The sequence below is a fragment of the Streptomyces sp. NPDC001393 genome (assembly GCF_053597455.1).
Genome location: NZ_JBSFIH010000013.1, coordinates 1 through 18,206 on the forward strand (window position 1 = coordinate 1; position 18,206 = coordinate 18,206).

At 70.1% G+C, this 18,206-nt stretch carries 20 protein-coding genes; 10 read left to right on the top strand and 10 right to left on the bottom strand.

The window, feature by feature from the left end; genetic code table 11:
* Positions 1-1,072, top strand: a 1,072-nt coding sequence (locus ACWC2T_RS16620; RefSeq protein WP_450671067.1) for a putative Ig domain-containing protein, incomplete at its 5' end; no start/stop codon positions are given.
* Positions 1,073-1,210: 138 nt separating this feature from the next.
* Positions 1,211-1,660 carry a hypothetical protein gene (locus tag ACWC2T_RS16625; RefSeq protein WP_450671068.1) on the top strand — a complete coding sequence of 150 codons (450 nt, stop codon included), beginning with the start codon at positions 1,211-1,213 and terminating at the stop codon, positions 1,658-1,660.
* Here the strand turns inward: ACWC2T_RS16625 and ACWC2T_RS16630 are convergent, their stop codons facing one another.
* Positions 1,661-2,119, bottom strand: coding sequence for a type II toxin-antitoxin system PemK/MazF family toxin (locus ACWC2T_RS16630; protein ID WP_450671069.1), 459 nt, complete (start codon positions 2,117-2,119; stop codon positions 1,661-1,663).
* A 226-nt stretch (positions 2,120-2,345) separates the two neighbouring features.
* Here ACWC2T_RS16630 and ACWC2T_RS16635 point away from each other — a divergent pair, with 226 nt between their 5' ends.
* Positions 2,346-3,098, top strand: a complete 753-nt coding sequence (locus ACWC2T_RS16635) for an MBL fold metallo-hydrolase (protein ID WP_450671070.1) — start codon at positions 2,346-2,348, stop codon at positions 3,096-3,098.
* Positions 3,099-3,179: 81 nt separating this feature from the next.
* On the opposite strand, the gene ACWC2T_RS16640 is transcribed toward ACWC2T_RS16635, so the two are convergent.
* On the bottom strand, positions 3,180-4,445 hold the full coding sequence (locus ACWC2T_RS16640) for a PTS transporter subunit EIIC (protein WP_450671071.1): 1,266 nt from the start codon (positions 4,443-4,445) through the stop codon (positions 3,180-3,182).
* A 179-nt stretch (positions 4,446-4,624) separates the two neighbouring features.
* Positions 4,625-5,941, bottom strand: coding sequence for a PTS transporter subunit EIIC (locus tag ACWC2T_RS16645; RefSeq protein WP_450671072.1), 1,317 nt, complete (start codon positions 5,939-5,941; stop codon positions 4,625-4,627).
* 201 nt (positions 5,942-6,142) lie between these two features.
* On the opposite strand from ACWC2T_RS16645, the gene ACWC2T_RS16650 reads away from it, so the two are divergent.
* The 3 genes from ACWC2T_RS16650 to ACWC2T_RS16660 all read left to right on the top strand — a co-directional run bounded on the left by ACWC2T_RS16650 (position 6,143) and on the right by ACWC2T_RS16660 (position 7,722).
* A complete protein-coding gene (locus ACWC2T_RS16650) occupies positions 6,143-6,376 on the top strand; it encodes a glucose PTS transporter subunit EIIB (RefSeq protein ID WP_385843640.1) in 234 nt (77 codons plus the stop codon).
* Positions 6,377-6,466: 90 nt separating this feature from the next.
* Positions 6,467-7,204 carry a ribonuclease PH gene (rph, locus tag ACWC2T_RS16655; RefSeq protein WP_055707353.1) on the top strand — a complete coding sequence of 246 codons (738 nt, stop codon included), beginning with the start codon at positions 6,467-6,469 and terminating at the stop codon, positions 7,202-7,204.
* A gap of 122 nt (positions 7,205-7,326) precedes the next feature.
* Positions 7,327-7,722 carry a hypothetical protein gene (locus ACWC2T_RS16660; protein ID WP_450671073.1) on the top strand — a complete coding sequence of 132 codons (396 nt, stop codon included), beginning with the start codon at positions 7,327-7,329 and terminating at the stop codon, positions 7,720-7,722.
* A 20-nt stretch (positions 7,723-7,742) separates the two neighbouring features.
* Here ACWC2T_RS16660 and ACWC2T_RS16665 read toward each other — a convergent pair whose 3' ends face one another.
* Genes ACWC2T_RS16665 through ACWC2T_RS16680 form a run of 4 tightly spaced genes read right to left on the bottom strand, consistent with a single transcriptional unit; the run spans position 7,743 to position 11,026 of the window.
* Positions 7,743-8,438 (bottom strand): DUF1707 SHOCT-like domain-containing protein, encoded by a 696-nt coding sequence (locus tag ACWC2T_RS16665; protein WP_450671074.1) that lies wholly within the window; start codon positions 8,436-8,438, stop codon positions 7,743-7,745.
* 9 nt (positions 8,439-8,447) lie between these two features.
* Positions 8,448-9,410 (bottom strand): ABC transporter ATP-binding protein, encoded by a 963-nt coding sequence (locus tag ACWC2T_RS16670; RefSeq protein ID WP_450671075.1) that lies wholly within the window; start codon positions 9,408-9,410, stop codon positions 8,448-8,450.
* A 1-nt stretch (position 9,411) separates the two neighbouring features.
* Positions 9,412-10,188, bottom strand: coding sequence for an ABC transporter permease (locus tag ACWC2T_RS16675; protein WP_450671222.1), 777 nt, complete (start codon positions 10,186-10,188; stop codon positions 9,412-9,414).
* Positions 10,189-10,225: 37 nt separating this feature from the next.
* Positions 10,226-11,026: an ABC transporter permease gene (locus ACWC2T_RS16680; protein WP_450671076.1), complete on the bottom strand. Its 801-nt coding sequence runs from the start codon at positions 11,024-11,026 to the stop codon at positions 10,226-10,228.
* 1,199 nt (positions 11,027-12,225) lie between these two features.
* Here ACWC2T_RS16680 and ACWC2T_RS16685 point away from each other — a divergent pair.
* Positions 12,226-14,928 carry a transglycosylase domain-containing protein gene (locus ACWC2T_RS16685; protein WP_450671223.1) on the top strand — a complete coding sequence of 901 codons (2,703 nt, stop codon included), beginning with the start codon at positions 12,226-12,228 and terminating at the stop codon, positions 14,926-14,928.
* Between the two features lie 12 nt (positions 14,929-14,940).
* Here the strand turns inward: ACWC2T_RS16685 and sugE are convergent, their stop codons facing one another.
* From sugE to ACWC2T_RS16700, 3 genes are all read right to left on the bottom strand, one after another.
* Positions 14,941-15,261: a quaternary ammonium compound efflux SMR transporter SugE gene (gene sugE, locus ACWC2T_RS16690; RefSeq protein ID WP_450671077.1), complete on the bottom strand. Its 321-nt coding sequence runs from the start codon at positions 15,259-15,261 to the stop codon at positions 14,941-14,943.
* A gap of 184 nt (positions 15,262-15,445) precedes the next feature.
* Positions 15,446-15,805: a GroES family chaperonin gene (locus ACWC2T_RS16695; RefSeq protein ID WP_031159553.1), complete on the bottom strand. Its 360-nt coding sequence runs from the start codon at positions 15,803-15,805 to the stop codon at positions 15,446-15,448.
* A 43-nt stretch (positions 15,806-15,848) separates the two neighbouring features.
* Complete coding sequence (locus ACWC2T_RS16700) at positions 15,849-16,178, bottom strand: DUF3618 domain-containing protein (protein WP_388758776.1); 330 nt, start codon at positions 16,176-16,178, stop codon at positions 15,849-15,851.
* 103 nt (positions 16,179-16,281) lie between these two features.
* Here ACWC2T_RS16700 and bcp point away from each other — a divergent pair, with 103 nt between their 5' ends.
* From bcp to ACWC2T_RS16715, 3 genes are all read left to right on the top strand, one after another.
* On the top strand, positions 16,282-16,749 hold the full coding sequence (bcp, locus tag ACWC2T_RS16705) for a thioredoxin-dependent thiol peroxidase (RefSeq protein ID WP_450671078.1): 468 nt from the start codon (positions 16,282-16,284) through the stop codon (positions 16,747-16,749).
* Between the two features lie 142 nt (positions 16,750-16,891).
* Positions 16,892-17,548: an HNH endonuclease signature motif containing protein gene (locus ACWC2T_RS16710; protein WP_450671079.1), complete on the top strand. Its 657-nt coding sequence runs from the start codon at positions 16,892-16,894 to the stop codon at positions 17,546-17,548.
* A complete protein-coding gene (locus tag ACWC2T_RS16715) occupies positions 17,545-18,198 on the top strand; it encodes an HNH endonuclease (protein ID WP_450671080.1) in 654 nt (217 codons plus the stop codon). The genes ACWC2T_RS16710 and ACWC2T_RS16715 overlap by 4 nt, the downstream gene beginning before the upstream one ends.
* The last annotated feature ends 8 nt before the right edge of the window (positions 18,199-18,206 follow it).

The following is an 18,206-nucleotide window of genomic DNA, read 5'->3' on the forward strand; positions in this document are numbered from 1 at the left end:
CGGCTGCTCCAAGCGCATGGAGGCCGACGTCTCCGCCGTTGCCGACCCGGCCACCGGCGTGGCGGTCTACGACACCTACGGCGGCTCCGGCTGGGGCGTCGTCGGCGGCACCAGCGCCTCCTCGCCGATCATCGCGAGCGTGTACGCCCTCGCGGGCACCCCGGGCTCGACCGACTACCCGGCGAAGTACCCGTACCAGCACACCGGCAACCTGTACGACGTCACCAGCGGCCACAACGGCTCCTGCTCCCCGTCCTACTTCTGCACCGCGGGCACCGGCTACGACGGCCCGACCGGCTGGGGCACCCCGAACGGCACCGCCGCGTTCACCTCCGGCGCCAGCACCGGCAACACGGTGACCGTCACCAACCCCGGCAGCCAGTCCACCACCACCGGCGGCTCGGCCAGCCTGCAGATCCAGGCCAGTGACAGCGCGGGCGCGGCCCTGACCTACAGCGCCTCCGGCCTGCCCACCGGCCTGTCCATCAACAGCTCCACCGGACTGATCTCCGGTACGGCGTCCACCGCGGGCACCTACCAGGTCACGGTCACCGCGAAGGACGCAACCGGCGCCTCCGGCTCGACCTCCTTCACCTGGACCGTCGGCTCCTCCGGCGGCACCTGCTCCGGCTCCCAGCTGCTGGCCAACCCGGGCTTCGAGTCGGGCAACACCGGCTGGAGCGCGTCGAGCGGGGTCATCACCAACGACTCTGGTGAGGCGGCCCACGGCGGCTCCTACTACGCCTGGCTGGACGGCTACGGCTCCTCGCACACCGACACCGTGTCCCAGTCGGTGACGATCCCGGCCGGCTGCAAGGCCACGCTCACCTTCTACCTGCACATCGACACCGCCGAGACCGGCAGCACCGCGTACGACAAGCTGACGGTGACCGCCGGTTCGACCACCCTGGCGACGTACTCGAACGTCGACGCCGCCTCCGGCTACGCGCAGAAGACCTTCGACCTGTCCTCGCTGGCGGGCCAGACGGTCACCCTGAAGTTCAACGGCGTGGAGGACTCCTCCCAGCAGACCAGCTTCGTCGTGGACGACACCGCCCTGACGACCAGCTGACCCGCCGCCCGTGAACACCGGATCCCGCATACGGAATATTTCCTTCCGTGTGCGGGATCCTTTTTGGCAGCCGGCACGTCTCATCTGCACCAGGCGGCCGACTCCCTCACGGCCACGCACGGCAGAAAGGCGAACCCCATGCGCCGTACGACCCTCTGCGCCCTCGCGGCGGCAGCGCTGCTCCTCGCCGGCTGCGGCTCCCAGAGCGGCAAGGCCGGCGCAGGCGGTGACAGCAAGGTGTCACCGTCCGCGTCCCCGACCGGCACCGGCTGCGCCCCCCTCGTCCAGCTCAAGGTCTCCGACAGCGGCCGTACCGTGTGCGTGGCCAAGGGCGGCGAGGTCCGCCTGGCCCTGGACGGCACCAAGTCCCGCCCCTGGAAGCCGGTCACGGCCCAAGGCACCGCACTGAAGGGCATCAACGCCGGTTTCGTCATCCAGCCGGGCCAGGCGACGGCGGCGTACCAGGCGGTCAGCACCGGCACCGAGAAACTGACGTCCTCCCGGCCCCTGTGCGCCCAGCCGACGGCACCGGGTCAGATGTCGTGCAAGGGCATCCAGGAGTGGACGGTGACGGTCAACGTGAAGTGATCAGCCGGCGAGGTGCCGCACCTGATCCCACAAAACGGGATCCACCACACCGACCCGTCGCCGGAAGTCGCCGACAGGCACCTCGCGCAGCTCGTCCGTCTCCAGGAAGCTCGGCCGGCCCCGGGCGTCGCCGACCGCGCCCGGCGGCAGCGGGATCACACCCGCGCGCTCGTCGTGGTACTTGCTGGTGATCTTGGCGACCGTGGCCCGGTTCCCGCGCACGGCCAGCACCAGACACGGCCGGTCCTTGGCCTCGGTCCGGTCCTCGTAAGGGACGTCCGCCCACCAGATGTCCCCGGGGGCCGGCCGGGCGGCCCTCGCCGGGCCCGTTCCCGCGCGGCCGAGGGGCCTCAGGCGCCGCCCGGCGTACCGCCGGCCGCGCCCCCAGCCGTCGATGAGCGTGGCGACCAGCGCGAGCAGTATCACCGCCGCGAGTGCCAGCCACCAGGACGTGTCCATACGACGACGTTACCGGCGCGCGCCGATGAGCGCGCGCCCTCTGCGGAACCTTCTGCGCCCCCGGTCCAGCCGAACCGGTGACAGCACAGGTGAGTTCGCCCACAACGGCCCCTGGCGGAGGAGCGACCCGTGCTTTTGCGCCTTACGCTCGACGCACCGCACGACCCCCGTTCCCCGCCCTTCGATCCTGCCGTTCGATCTTTCCGCCAACGGAGGTTTCTGCTTCATGAAGCTCACCGTCGTCGGCTGCTCGGGGTCGTTCCCGTCCGCGGAATCGGCCTGCTCGAGCTACCTCGTCGAGGCCGACGACTTCCGGCTGCTTCTCGACATGGGCAACGGCGCCCTGGGCGAGCTGCAGCGCCACTGCGGTCTCTACGACCTCGACGCGATCTTCCTGAGCCATCTGCACGCCGATCACTGCATCGACATGCTCGGGTACTTCGTCGCGCGCTACTACCGCCACGACGGAGGCCGCTGCGACCCGATCCCGGTGTACGGCCCCGAGGGCACCGAGCACCGCCTGACCACGGCCTACGCCGACACGCCCTCCGCCTCCTCCATGAGTGAGGTGTTCGACTTCCACACCGTGAAGCCGTCCACGTTCGAGATCGGCCCGTTCACGGTGCACACCGAGCGGGTCCGCCATCCCGTGGAGGCGTACGCCATCCGTGTCGAGCACGGCGGGCGGTCGCTGACGTACTCCGGCGACACGGGGGTCACCGAGGCGCTGGACCAGCTGGCCCGGGACACCGACCTGTTCCTGTGCGAGGCCGCGTTCACGCACGGCAAGGAGACCATCCCCGACCTGCACCTCAACGGCCGTGAGGCGGGCGAGACCGCCGCCCGGGCCGGCGCCCGGCGCCTGCTGCTCACCCACATTCCGCCGTGGACCGACCCGCAGGCCAACCTGCGTGACGCGCGCGAGGTGTTCGGGGGCCCGGTGGAACTGGCGGCGCCGAGGGCGACGTACGAGGTCTAGCTGCCGCGGACAGCCGCCGCGGACCGCGCGAAGGCCCCGGAACCCATGGGTTCCGGGGCCTTCGACGTGTGCGGGGAAGGGCTACTTCGCCTCGGCCTTCTGCAGCTCGGCGAGTTCCTCGTCCGACTCCCGGCCCGGTGTGGGCAGGTTGAACCTGATGATCGCGAAGCGGAAGACGGTGTAGTAGACCGCCGCGAAGCACAGGCCGACCAGGACCAGGCCCCAGGGGTTGGTCGCGATGCCCAGGTTCAGGCCGAAGTCGACCGCTCCGGCCGAGAAGCCGAAGCCGTCCTTCATGCCCAGCGCCCAGGTCAGCGCCAGCGAGATGCCCGTGAGCACCGCGTGGATCGCGTACAGCACCGGCGCGATGAACATGAACGTGAACTCGATGGGCTCGGTCACGCCTGTGACGAACGAGGTCAGCGCGATGGAGAACATCATGCCGCCGACCACCTTGCGGCGCTCCGGACGGGCGCAGTGCACCATGGCCAGGCACGCCGCCGGCAGACCGAACATCATGATCGGGAAGAAGCCGGTCATGAACTGGCCCGCGTGCGGGTCACCGGCCAGGAAGCGCGCGATGTCACCGCTCTTGCCGTGGTAGTCGCCCGCCTGGAACCAGGGGAAGGAGTTCAGCAGGTGGTGCATGCCGATCGGGATCAGCGCACGGTTGGCGACACCGAAGATGCCCGCGCCGACCGCACCCGACTTGACCAGCCACTCACCGAAGTTGTGCAGGCCCGTGCCGAGGACCGGCCAGATGTAGCCGAAGACGATGCCGATGACGAGACCGGCGAAGGCGGACAGGATCGGCACCAGGCGGCGGCCGCCGAAGAAGCCCGCCCAGTCGGGCAGCTTGGTGCGGTAGAAGCGCTGGTACAGCAGCGCCACGACGATGCCCATCACCACACCGCCGAGGACCTTGGCGTCCACCGGGGCGTTGACCATGACGACCTTGCCGTCGACGGCGGTCGCCACCTTCGGCAGGTTCTTGTCGGTGAACGTGCCCAGCACGTTCTTGAAGACGAGGTAGCCGACGACCGCGGCGAGCGCGGTGGAGCCGTCCGACTTCTTCGCGAAGCCGATCGCGATGCCCACGGCGAACAGCAGCGCCATGTTGTCGAGGATCGCGTTGCCGCCGGCCGCCATGAACGACGCGATCTTCGTCAGGAACGTCGGGAAGGACGGGCGGCCCAGCATGTCGGTGTTGCCGAGGCGCACCAGGAGGGCGGCGGCCGGCAGCACCGCCACCGGCAGCATCAGGCTGCGGCCGATGCGCTGCAGCACAGCCATCACGCCGGCGCCCTTCTTCTTCTCGGCCGCGGGAGCGGCGGTCGCCGTGGTCACAAGTTCCTCCTGGGGGCATGCAAGGCGCCGCCCGTGGAATCATGGGGGAGGGACGGCAGCGTCTCTGGTCTACACCACCGAGTGGTGTAGACCTGTTGTAGCACGATGAAGGCGGCGTAAGGAACCCGCGAATCCGCTACGGCTGTGCTACGCGCTGTAGACCCCCAGGCCTTGGACTCTCAGGCCTTCGTGATGTCCTCGACCTCGTCCTCGGGCTCACGGCCCGGCGTCCTCAGGTCGAACCTGGTGATCGCGAGCCGGAACACGGCGTAGTAGACCGCCGCGAAGCACAGGCCGATCGGGATGATCAGCCAGGGTTTCGTCGCCAGGTGCCAGTTGATGACGTAGTCGATCAGGCCGGCCGAGAAGCTGAACCCGTCGTGCACCCCGAGCGCCCAGGTCACCGCCATCGACACGCCGGTCAGCAGCGCGTGGACGGCGTACAGCAGCGGCGCGATGAACATGAACGAGTACTCGATCGGCTCGGTGATGCCGGTCACGAACGACGTCAGCGCCACCGACAGCATCAGACCGCCGACCTCCTTGCGGCGGCCGGGCCGCGCGCAGTGCGTGATGGCCAGCGCGGCGGCCGGCAGCGCGAACATCATGATCGGGAAGAAGCCCGAGGTGAACTGGCCCGCGTGCGGGTCGCCCTGGAGGAACATGTTGATGTCGCCGTGCACCACCGTGCCGTCCGGCTTGGTGTAGCTGCCGAACTGGAACCAGATGGGCACGTTCAGGAACTGGTGCAGCCCGACGACGAGCAGCGCCCGGTTGGCGACGCCGAAGACGCCCGCGCCCCAGGAGCCCGCGTCCCGCAGCCACTTGCTGAACCCCTCCAGACCGCTGCCGATCGGCGGCCAGATCCACAGGCACAGGGCCGCGAAGACAATGGCGACGAACGCCATGATGATCGGCACCAGCCGCCGGCCGTTGAAGAAGCCCAGCCAGTCCACCAGCCGGGTGCGGTGGAACCGGGCCCAGAGGAAGGCGGCCAGCAGACCCAGCACGATCCCGCCGAAGACGCCCGGGTTCTGGAAGGTGAAGGGCGTCACCGAACCCGTGCCCGCGCCGACGGTCACCTGGCAGCCGACCTGGGGGACCGCCTTGGAGCCGCCGGGGCAGGACTGCGGGAACTGGTGCAGCACCCCGTAGTAGACGAGGAAGCCCGTCACCGCCGCCAGCGCCGTCGAGCCGTCCGCCTTCTTCGCCATGCCGATCGCCACGCCCACGCAGAACAGCAGCGGAAGCCCGATCGAGCCGTCGAGCAGGGCGCCGCCCGCGCCCGCCATGACCTTGGAGACGTTCGTCCAGCCCAGCCCGTCCTTGCCGAACACGTCGGGCTGGCCGAGCCGGTTGATGATGCCCGCCGCCGGCAGCACCGCGATCGGCAGCTGCAGACTGCGCCCCATCTTCTGCAGGCCCTGGAACAGGCGGTTCCAGCGCTCCCGTGCCGGGCCGGCCGTGCTGTCGGCGGGCGCGCTCTCGGCGCTCATGGCGTCCTCCCGGCCACTCGACTCGGACGCGGTTTGGCGACCGTACCGGGTGTGGTGTAGACCAGTTCGCGGGACGGTTCCGCTGTCGTGACTCGTGACCGCCATCATTCGGCACACACGGCAAGACCGCTCGCGAAGTTGGGCCAACTGTGGGTTACTGCGACAAAGCGGTTCGGATCAGGGAATTCAGGGAGACAGGACATGGCCAGCAAGGCTGAGAAGATCGTCGCCGGCCTCGGCGGTATCGACAACATCGAGGAGATCGAGGGCTGCATCACCCGGCTGCGCACCGAGGTGTCCGACCCCTCCCTGGTCGACGAGACCGCCCTGAAGGCCGCCGGCGCCCACGGCGTCGTCAAGATGGGCACCGCCGTCCAGGTCGTCATCGGCACCGACGCCGACCCGATCGCCGCGGAGATCGAAGACATGATGTGAGCCCCGCCGGCTCACCTCGAAAGGGGCTCCTCCCGCACAGGAACACCTGCGGGAGGAGCCCCTTCGCCAGGTACGGCTAGGCTCCTTGCCATGTCTCGCATCGACGGCCGTACCCCCCAACAGCTCCGCCCGGTCACCATCGAACGCGGCTGGAGCAAGCACGCCGAGGGCTCCGTCCTCGTCTCCTTCGGCGACACCAAGGTGTTCTGCACCGCATCCGTGACCGAGGGCGTCCCGCGCTGGCGCAAGGGCAGCGGCGAGGGCTGGGTCACCGCCGAGTACGCCATGCTGCCCCGCGCCACCAACACCCGCGGCGACCGCGAGTCCGTCAAGGGCAAGATCGGCGGCCGTACCCACGAGATCTCCCGGCTCATCGGCCGCTCGCTGCGCGCCGTCATCGACTACAAGGCGCTCGGCGAGAACACCATCGTCCTCGACTGCGACGTCCTCCAGGCCGACGGCGGCACCCGCACGGCGGCCATCACCGGCGCGTACGTCGCACTCGCCGACGCCGTCTCCTGGGCCCAGGGCAAGAAGCTGATCAAGGCCGGCCGGCAGCCGCTGACCGGCACCGTGAGCGCCGTCTCGGTCGGCATCGTCGGCGGAGTGCCCCTGCTCGACCTCTGTTACGAGGAGGACGTGCGCGCCGAGACCGACATGAACGTCGTCTGCACCGGCGACGGCCGCTTCGTCGAGGTCCAGGGCACCGCCGAGGCCGAGCCCTTCGCCCGCGACGAACTGAACGCCCTGCTCGACCTCGCCGTCACCGGGTGCGCCGAGCTCACCGCCCACCAGCGCGCGGCCCTGGAAGCCACGCTCGCGAAGTAAACAGCCGAGCAAAAAGCCGAGTAAAGGGCGGACCAACACAAGGAGGGCGCGCGGGCAACCCGCGCGCCCTCCTCGGCGTCCTAGGGGTACGGCACAGCCTTACCAGGGGAGGAACCACCACCATGGCCGTCAGCCGACGCCGTCTCACCGCCGTCGCCGCCGCCGTGGCGACCGTCGCGCTCACCGCCGGACTCACCGCCGGCTGCGACGCCGTGAACAAGGCCCTGGACTGCGTGCAGACCGCCGACTCCATCGCCGACAGCGTCACCGACCTGCAGCAGGCCGTGGAGAACGCCGCGAACGATCCCACCCAGGCCGACGCCTCCCTGGACTCCATCGAGAAGAACCTCGACAAGATCGGCGACAAGACCGACAACGCCGACGTCAACAAGGCGGTCGACGACCTGCGCAAGGCCGTGGGGAACGTCCGTACGGCCATCAGGAACGGCGACAGGACCCCGGACCTCGGCCCGGTCACGGATGCGGCCGGCGAACTGACCAAGGTGTGCTCGAAGTAGGGCCGCGGGGAAAGGGCGCCTCAGTCCAGCCTTTTCCGGGACTCCCTGCGCTCCAGCCTCTCCTGGCGGCGTTGCTCCTTCAGCCGCTGCTGCTCGGCCCGGGTGATCTTGCGGGTCACGTCCACCCCGCCCCAGAACGCAAGACCCCCGATGATCACCCGCGGAGCGCCCGGTTCCGGCGGCCCGTCGTCCCGCGGATGGTCGAAGCCGCCCATGATGCCGATGCCACGGACGACGACCTCGACCCCCGGCGGCACGATCACCTGCACACCGCCCATGATCGCCACGCAGTTGATCTCGACCTCGCGGTCCGCGAAGTCCGCCTCCCGCAGGTCGATCTCGCCGCCGCCCCAGAACGCGAGGCAGTTGAACTGCTTCGGCACCGTCCAGCGGCCCTTGCGCTGGAAGCCGGACATGATGGCGACCGCACCCGCCGAGGACCCCTCGCCCCCCACGATCCGCCCCTCCCAACTCCCGCCCCGCGCCGGTTCCTTGGTGAACGAGACCGGAGTGGGCGCCGGTGCGTGGGCCGTCGGCAGATCGCGGGTGAGCGGCGCGAGCTCGCCGTACGTACGCGCCTTGTACGCCGCCTCCAGCCGCTCCTCGAACTCCTGCATGTCGAGCCGGCCCTCGGCCAGGGCGTCCCGCAGGACCTCGGCGACCCGTTCACGGTCGGCGTCGGACGCCCGGAGGTCGGGACTTGCGTCGTCGGTCATGACAGAAGCCTACGAGACCGCCTTCTCCGCGTACATCTTGGCGATGACGGCCTCGATGTCCGGCTCCCGCACCGACAGGTCCACCAGCGGATACTCCGCCGCGAGATGCGCCACGAGCGGCGCCGCCGACTGCCCCGCCGGGAACGCCAGCCACTGCCGCGGACCCTCCACCCGCACCACGCGCGCCGACGGCACCTGAACCGGCGGCAGTTCCCGCTCCAGGTCCACCACCAGCGTCCGCTCGCTCTCCCCGGCCTCGTGCAGCCCCGCGAGCGGGCCGTCGTACACCAGCCGGCCGTGGTCGATCACCATCACCCGCGAGCACAACTGCTCGATGTCCTGCAGATCGTGCGTGGTCAGCAGCACGGTCGTGCCCCGCTCGGCGTTCAACTCCCGCAGGAAGCCCCGCACCTTGGCCTTCGACACGACATCCAGACCGATCGTCGGCTCGTCCAGGTACAGCACCTCGGGGTCGTGCAACAGGGCCGCCGCGATGTCCCCGCGCATCCGCTGCCCCAGCGAGAGCTGCCGTACCGGCACGTCCAACAGGGCCTGAAGCTCTAGGAGTTCCACGCACCGGTCCAGGTTCTCCCGATAACGCGCGTCCGGGATCCGGTACATGCGGTGCGCCAGCCGGTAGGAGTCGATCAGCGGCAGGTCCCACCACAGGGTCGTACGCTGCCCGAACACCACCCCGATCCGGTGCGCGAGGCGCCGCCGCTCCCGGGACGGGTCGATCCCCGCCACGCGCAGCCGCCCCGCACTCGGCGTCAGGATCCCCGTCAGCATCTTGATCGTGGTCGACTTCCCGGCGCCGTTCGGCCCGATGTACCCGACCATCTCCCCCCGCGCCACGGTGAACGAGATCGAGTCCACCGCCCGCACCTCGCGCCGCTCCCGCTTCAGGAACCCGGTCTTCCTGCGCACCTCGAAGACCTTCTCGACCCCGTCGAGGACGATGAAATCACTCACGCTAGCTCCCCGTGCTCCGGTACGAACGAAGTCCTGCCCGCCAGGCCAGCCCCGCCAGCGCACAGCACCCCACCGCCACCAGCGGCGGTGCGAACGCCAGCCACTCGGGCAGCCCCAGCGGATACGGCCGCCCCAGCACATAGGTCGCGGGCAGCCAGTTGACGAAGGCCAGCGGCAGCACGAACGTCACCCCGCGCACCAGCTCCTTCGCGAACACCGTCGGCGGATACTGCAGCAGCGTCGTCCCGCCGTAGGTGAAGGCGTTCTGCACCTCCGAGGCGTCCTGCGCCAGGAACTGGAAGGCCGCCCCCGCCACGAACACCGCGCAGAAGATCCCGCAGCCGCTCACCAGCATCACCGGCATCAGCAGCAGCTTCAGCGGCGTCCAGCCGACGTCGAGCCGGAGCAGCGCCCAGGTGAGCACCAGCAGCCCCTGCGTCACCCGGCCCAGCCTGCGCAGGGCGAACTGGTCGGCCGCCACCTGCGCCAGCACCGGCGCCGGACGCACCAGCAGCGTGTCCAGCGTGCCGTCGCGCACCCGCCGCCCCAGCCGCTCCATCGAGCCGATCACCAGGTCGGCCAGGCCGAAGGCCGTCCCCGACAGGCCGTACAGGAAGGCCACCTCGGGCAGCGACCAGCCGCCCAGGGCATCCACCCGCGAGAACATCAGCATGATCGCGACGAAGTCGAAGAAGGTCGCCGCGAAGTTGCCGAACGTGGTCATCACGAACGAGGCGCGGTAGGCCATCGTGGACCTGATCCACATCCCGGCGATCATCAGATAGACCCGCAGGCCCTCCCTGAGCCGACCGCTCTCACCCACCCTGGACCACCACCCGCCGCGTCGCCGCCGACTGCACCACCCGCCCCGCACCCAGCAGCACCACCGCCCACGCCCCCTGGAACACATACGTGCCCAGCGGGTCCGCGTGCCCCAGCAGGATCTGCGCCGGCGCCTGGAGCAGCGAGGACCACGGCAGCACCCGTACGACCTCGCCGAGCGCCCCCGGGAAGATGTTCAGCGGCAGCAGCATGCCCGAGCAGAAGAAGCCGACGAGCCATGACATCTGGGTCACACCCGTACCGTCCAGGAACCAGAACGTGCTCAGCGCCACCAGGTACCGGATGCCGAACCCGACGATCATCGCCAGCAGCACGGCGACGAAGAAGGCGACCCAGGTGCCCACGTCCGTCGGTAAGTACACGGGGAAGCACAGAGCACCGAACACGAAGGGGACGAGCCCCCGCCCGGCCAGCTGGAAGAACGCCCGGCCCAGGTCCGTCGCCAGCCACCACATCTGCAGGTCGGCGGGCCGGTACAGATCGATCGCCACGTCCCCCGTACGGATGCGTTCCATCAACTCGTTCTCGACGCCCCCGCCGCCGATCGCGAGCGTCGACAGGAACGCCTGCCCCAGCCACACATACGTCACGACCTGCGCCTGATCCCATCCGCCGAGGTGCGGCCGCTCGTCCCACAGCGCGCGATAGGTATAGACGAGGATCAGTCCGAAGACCGTGTTCGTGAACACCCCTGCCGCAGTGGCGGCCCGATACGTCGCGTACCGTCTGAATCCCCCCGCCGCGACGGCCACGTACAACCGTCCCGAGCCCACGCCAGTCCACCTCCCGGGACCGCTCGACACCGAAGCGCAGGAGCCTAGTCCCGGGCCCGGCGACCGGCCACGCAATTTCGTGCCCGAAGCGTGCTGGAATCCGGGAACGGAACGCCAGGTGCGAGAGTCTTCAAACCGGGGGCGCAGAAGAGCGTACGAGGCGTACCGGAACGTACGACGCGAAACAGGAGTCCGTGCACGACATGAGCGACGAGCCGCAGCCGCAGCAGCCGACCGAAGGCGTGCCGCCGAGAAGGCCGCTGCCGGCTGAAGGGCCCGGCGACCCCGCCGAACCGGCCCCCGCCCAGGCCAGCACAACCGACAAGCCGACCCCGCCCGAGGGGTCCGACGCATCGACGCAGCCCGACGAGGCGCCGGGTGCGGGGGGTACGGCGGCTACGGCGGGTACCGGGAGTACCGGCGGTACGGCGGAGGCCACGCGGTCCGGCCGGGATGAGCAGTCCGGGCAGGCCGAGCGGGCCCGGCAGGCTGAGCGGGCCGGACAGGGCCAGCAGGCGCGGGAGGCCGGGCTCGGCCGGACGGGTGATCCTGCGGCGTCCCAGGACCACTCGGCTCCGGCCGCCACGTCGACTCCGGCGGACCGCTCGGCCGTGGACCGTACGGCCTCCATGGCCCGGGCCCGCCAGGCGGCCCGAGGCGGCCGGACGGACCAGCAGGGCACGCCCGAGTCCAGCGGCGACACACCCTCGGCCGGGCTCTCGACGCCCGGCGGGGCTCAGGGCTCCGGCGGGGGTGCGGCGGCTCGCGGTGCATCGGCCTCCGGCGGGGCACCTGGTGAGGCTGCCGGTGAAGCGCCGACGGATCGCGGGCGCTCGTCGTCCGGTGACGCCTCGGGTTCCGGTCGCAGTTCGGCGGACCAGGGAACGCCGGTGACCCGCGAGGGTTCGGCGGGCCGCGGTGCGTCGGCGTCCGGCAACGGGCCGGCTGCTCGGGAGAGCGGTGCGGCAGCCGGTGCCGCCTCAGCGCCCGGCGGGGCTTCGGGCTCCGGTGGGAGCTCGGAGGGCCGGGGAGCGTCGGAGACTCGCGAGGGCTCGGCGGGAGCGTCCATGCCCACCCAGGCCTCCGGTGCCTCGACCGGGTCCCAGGGCTCCGGTCGGCCCCGTACCGACGCCGGGAAGCCGCAGGTCCCGGCCGCACGGGCCGACTCCGAGCAGACGCAGTCCGCCGAGAGCACCCAGGTGCTCCGGCGTGTCACGGCCCCCCGGGCAGGCCAGCAGGACCGGTCCGACAAGGCCGCTCAGGGCTCCGCTGAAGCTCCGGCGCCCGAGACCACCCAGGTTCTCCGACGGGTCAACGCACCCCGAGCGGCCGAACCGGACGCCGCCGGGCGCAGCCCTCGTACGACCGGCCCCGACACCGCCCCCCGCGCCGCCGGCCTGTCCGCCGGCGCCGCCGCCGCGGCCGGAGCCACCACCCGCGGCACCGGCACCGGCCCCCGCCTCAACGCAGGCACCGGCACCACCACGCCCTCTCCCGAGGAGAAGACCAACCTCCTCGCCGCCACCCCCGCGGCAGGCAACGGAGGCAACGGAGGCAACGGCAAGCAGCCGAAGCGGCCCAAGCGGACCGGATGGCGGCGGATCATCCCGACCTGGCGCATGGTGCTCGGCACCTTCGTCCTCGGCATCCTGCTGCTCGTCGGCCTCTTCTTCCTCGGCTACTCGATGGTCAACATCCCGCCGGCCAACGCCCTCGCCACCAAGCAGGCCAACGTCTACCTCTACGCCGACGGCTCCCAGCTGGCCCGCGACGGCCAGATCAACCGGGAGAACGTCAGCCTCGCCCAGGTCTCCAAGGACGCCCAGCACGCCGTACTGGCCGCCGAGGACCGCGACTTCTACTCCGAGTCGGCCATCGACCCCAAGGCGATGGTCCGTGCCGCCTGGAACACTGCGACCGGCAAGGGCAAGCAGTCCGGCTCGACGATCACCCAGCAGTACGTGAAGAACTACTACCTGGGCCAGGAGCAGACGCTCACCCGCAAGGCCAAGGAGTTCTTCATCTCGATCAAGCTGGACCGCAACAAGTCCAAGGACGAGATCCTCGAGGGCTACCTCAACACCAGCTACTTCGGCCGCAACGCCTACGGCATCCAGTCCGCCGCCCAGGCCTACTACGGCGTGGACGCCCAGAACCTCGACCCGGCCCGCGCCGCCTACCTCGCCGCGCTCGTCAACGCGCCCAGCGAGTACGACGTCGTCGCCCACCCCGAGAACAAGGCCGCGGCCGTCGCCCGCTGGAACTACGTCCTGGACGGCATGGTCAAGAAGGGCTGGCTCAGCGCGGCCAAGCGCGCCGGCATGACGTTCCCGATGCCGAAGGAACAGACCGTCTCCACCGGCATGTCCGGCCAGCGCGGCTACCTCGTCGAGGCGGTCAAGCACTACCTGACCACCAACAACATCCTCACCGACGACCAGCTCGCACTGGGCGGCTACCGCATCACCACCACCATCCAGAAGAGCAAGCAGAACGCCTTCGTCAAGGCGGTGAACGACCAGCTGATCTCCAAGCTGGACAAGAAGAACAACAAGGTCGACAGCTACGTCCGCGCGGGCGGCGCCTCCGTCGACCCCAAGACCGGCAAGGTCGTCGCCATGTACGGCGGCATCGACTACGTCAAGCAGTACACCAACGGCGCCACCCGCGGTGACTTCCAGGTCGGCTCCACCTTCAAGCCCTTCGTGTTCACCTCCGCGGTGCAGAACGGCTCGACCACCCAGGACGGCCGCACCATCACCCCGAACACCATGTACGACGGCACCAACGAACGCCCCGTACAGGGCTGGAGCGGCGGCCCCTACGCCCCGCAGAACGAGGACCAGAAGTCGTACGGCCCGATCACCGTCACCAAGGCCACGGACCTGTCCGTGAACGCGGTCTACGCGCAGATGGCCGTCGACGTCGGCCCGTCCAAGGTCAAGCAGACCGCGATCGACCTCGGCGTCCCCTCCAACACCCCGGACCTCCAGCCGTACCCGTCGATCGCCCTCGGCACCGCCACCGCCAGCGTCCTGGACATGGCGGAGTCCTACGCGACGCTCGCCAACCACGGTCAGCACGGCACGTACACGATGATCGAGAAGATCACCAAGGACGGCACCGAGGACGTCAAGCTGCCCGACCAGCCGGTCAAGCAGGTCGTCAGCCGGGAGGCCGCCGACACCACCACGTCCATGCTGAAGAGCGTGGTCGACAACGGCACCGCCATCGCCGCCCAGGCCGCGGGCCGCCCGGCGGCCGGCAAGACCGGCACCGCCGAGAACGACACCGCCGCCTGGTTCGCCGGCTACACCCCCGACCTGGCCACCGTGGTCTCGGTCATGGGCCAGGACCCGGTGACGGCCAAGCACATGCCCCTGTACGGCGCCCTTGGCCAGGCGCGTATCAACGGCGGCGGCGCGCCGACCCAGATCTGGGCCCAGTACACGGGGGCGGCGCTGAAGGACAAGCCGGCCTCCGACTTCGACCTCCAGCTGGAGCAGGGCGCCGACCAGCCGCAGCCGCCCAGCACCACCGGCCCGTCCCAGCCCGGCACGACCGGCGGCCAGAACAACGGCGGCACCACCGGCACCCCGAGCACCGGCGGCGGGACTCCCAGCCCGACCACCGGCGGCACCACCGGCACACCCACCACCGGCGGCCCGACCACCACCGGCGGCACCGGCACCACCACGACCGGCACCACCACCGGCGGCGGCACCACCGGCGGCGGCACCACCGGCGGCGGCACGACGGGCGGCGGCGGCACCACGGGCGGCGGCACGACCGACGCAGGAGCCAACGGCGGCGGCACGACCACGGGCGGCGGAACCGATGCCGGCGCCGGCGGCACGACAGGCACAGCCGCCGGCGCCGGAGGCGGCGACCCAGCAGCCTGACGCCATGACGCGTCAGTGACCGCCGGTCGCCTTCAGCCCCACCACGGCGACCAGCAGCAGACACACGAAGAGGATCCGGGCGGCGGTGACCGGCTCACCCAGCACCACCATGCCGAGCACCGCCGCACCGGCCGCCCCGATGCCCACCCACACGCCGTACGCGGTACCGATGGGCAGGGACTTCGCCGCGTACGACAACAGCACCATGCTGGCGACGATCCCGGCACCGGTGAACACACTGGGCACCAGCCGACTGAACCCGTCGCTGTACTTCATCCCGATCGACCAGCCCACCTCCAGCAGACCGGCGACGACAAGCAGAACCCAGGCCATGACAGGCACCTCCGGAAGGAATCTCTGAACGGGGGTGCGTCGTCTTTGCCTGAGGGTCGGGAATCCCGGTACGGCGCGTCTCGTCGGGCTGGCCCCTCCGAACATAGCAAAGGAACGACAAAGGGGCCGGTGACCACGGTCACCAGCCCCTTCACCGGAACGGACTCAGAGATCCCGAACGGACTCAGAGATACAGACCCGTCGAGTCCTCCGACCCCTCGAACCGGTCCGCGGCCACGGCGTGCAGATCCCGCTCGCGCATCAGCACGTAGGCCACACCCCGCACCTCGACCTCGGCCCGGTCCTCCGGATCGAACAGAACCCGGTCACCCGGCTCCACGGTCCGTACGTTCTGCCCGACCGCGACCACCTCGGCCCAGGCCAGCCGCCGCCCGACCGCCGCGGTGGCGGGAATCAGAATGCCGCCCCCCGACCGCCGCTCGCCCTCACCGGTCTCCTGCTTGACCAGAACCCGGTCGTGCAGCATCCGGATGGGCAGCTTGTCGTGATGGGGGGTGCTGTGCTGGTTTCTGTTGGCGCTCACGCCTCGAACCTACCTGTCTTCGCCACGCCGGTCCGCTCCCGGGTCAGCCCTTGCGCCGCTTACCACTGAAGGCGAGCAGCCCCACCACACCCACGGCGAGCAGCGCCACGGGCACGACCCGCTCCACCCGCAGCGAGCCCTCCTCGTCCACGAACTGCGCCCGCACCTCACTCACCACCCGGTTGACCTGCACATAAGCACGCCCGACCGTGTGATCAATGTTGGCGACGACCTTGGCCTTGGCATCCCCGATGATCGTCTGCGGATGCACCCGCACCCCGATCTCGTCGAGCGTCTCGGCCAGCACCTCGCGGCGACGCTTGATGTCCGCCTCGATCTGCGCCGGGGTCCTGGTGTCCGCCGTCTCCGCCACCGTACGGCCTCCGAAGTCTGCCGATGTCTGCTGAATCTGTTCCGAACAGTCTGTCAGCTTCTCCTCCCGGCGCACCGCAAGGCCCCCCGGTTACCCTGGCCCGATGAGCGAGCGACTCCAGCCGGGGGACGTGGCCCCCGCCTTCACCCTCCCCGACGCCGACGGCAACGAGGTCTCCCTGTCCTCCCACAGGGGCCGCAAGGTCATCGTCTACTTCTACCCGGCCGCCCTGACCCCCGGCTGCACCAAGCAGGCCTGCGACTTCACCGACAACCTCTCCCTCCTGGCCGAGGCCGGCTACGACGTCCTCGGCATCAGCCCCGACGCCCCGGAGAAGCTGGCGAAGTTCCGCGAAAAGGAGTCCCTCAAGGTCACCCTCCTCGCCGACCCGGAGAAGACGGTCACCGAGGCCTACGGCGCCTACGGCGAGAAGAAGAACTACGGCAAGACCTACATGGGCGTCATCCGCTCCACGATCATCGTGGACGAGGAGGGCAAGGTGGAACGAGCCCTGTACAACGTCCGCGCCACGGGCCACGTGGCAAAGATCATCAAGGATCTGGGGATCTGAGCGCCTGAGCCTGCTGATGGCGGCCCGCACCGGAGTGATGACCTGGTGCGGGCCGCTTTCTCTTTTCCGTGCGTGACTGTCCGATAACCGGTTCGTTACTCCGTACGGGCTGCGAACGCACGCCCGGAACGGAGGGGGCTCGATGGGGGCCAGCGAGTACTCGAAGGAGCGGCTGGAAGAGGCGGCTCGCGGGGCGCGGACGTTGTCGGAGGCGTTGGAGAGGTTGGGGGTGGATCCGAGGAGTTCGCGGCGGCGGTATGTCTGGGAGCGGATGAAGAAGCTGGGGGTGGATGTCTCGCACTTCGAGCGGGAGGGGGTGAAGTGGACGCGGGATGTGCTTGAGCGGGCCGTGGCCGCCTCCTCGAACATGGGCCAGGTGTTGCGCCATCTCGGCCTGGAGGTCGTCGGCGGCCACCACACGCACATCAGCCGCAGGATCAAGGCGTGCGGAATCGACACCTCGCACTTCCAGCTGCCGACGCGGCGAGGAAAACCCTGGCGGGCCCGAACGCCGGAGGCTCTGCTCGTCGAGCAATCGGTCGGCCAGGCCCGGCGCATTCCGAGCGACAGGCTCAAGTGGGCGATGACGGCCGTAGGCGTTCCGGAGCGCTGTGCTCGCTGCGGTACTGAGCCGGAGTGGCGGGGCCGTCCGCTCCCGCTGGAGGTCGATCACATCGACGGCAACTGGCGTGACAACCGCATCGAGAACCTCCGCTTCCTCTGCCCCAACTGCCACTCCACCACGGACAATTACCGAGGGCGCGGCAAGGGCCGTTCTCGCGGCGGAGCCGCCCTATGAGCAGCGGCGTGCAGTACACGCGTGAGCGGTTGGCTGAAGCGGCCAAGCAGTGTGCGAGCTTGGACGAGGTCATCGCCTTCTTCGGCACCAGCCCGTACGGCAACCTGCGTCGCTACCTCGTGCGGCGATTCGCCCACTTCAGGATCGACATCTCGCACTTCTCCGATTCCGGCAGCCCCCGCCACCCGGCACCCGAGGAGTTGCGCATAGCGGTCGCCGAGTCGATCTCCATCGCAGAGACGCTGCGCCGCCTTGGGTGCCCGGACACCGGCACGCAACGGGCCCTGTTGCGTGAGTGGGTCGCCGAAGAGGGCATCTCGACCGCGCACTTCCTGGGGCAGGCGCACCAACGAGGCAAGACCCGCACGGACCGCATCAGGCGCCCCGAGGACATCCTGGTCAAGCACGACGGCCGACGCCGGACGCGTACCCACCTGCTGCGCCGTGCGCTCCGTGAGGTGGGCATTCCGGAGGAGTGCGCCGAGTGCGGCGTCGGGCCGGAGTGGTTCGGGCAGCGGATGACGCTGGAGATCGACCACATCAACGGCGACTGGAGCGACGACCGGCGTGAGAATCTCCGGCTGTTGTGCCCCAACTGCCACGCGACCACGAGCACCTGGTGCAGAGGGGGCGGACGCCGAACGACGTAGCACAGTAA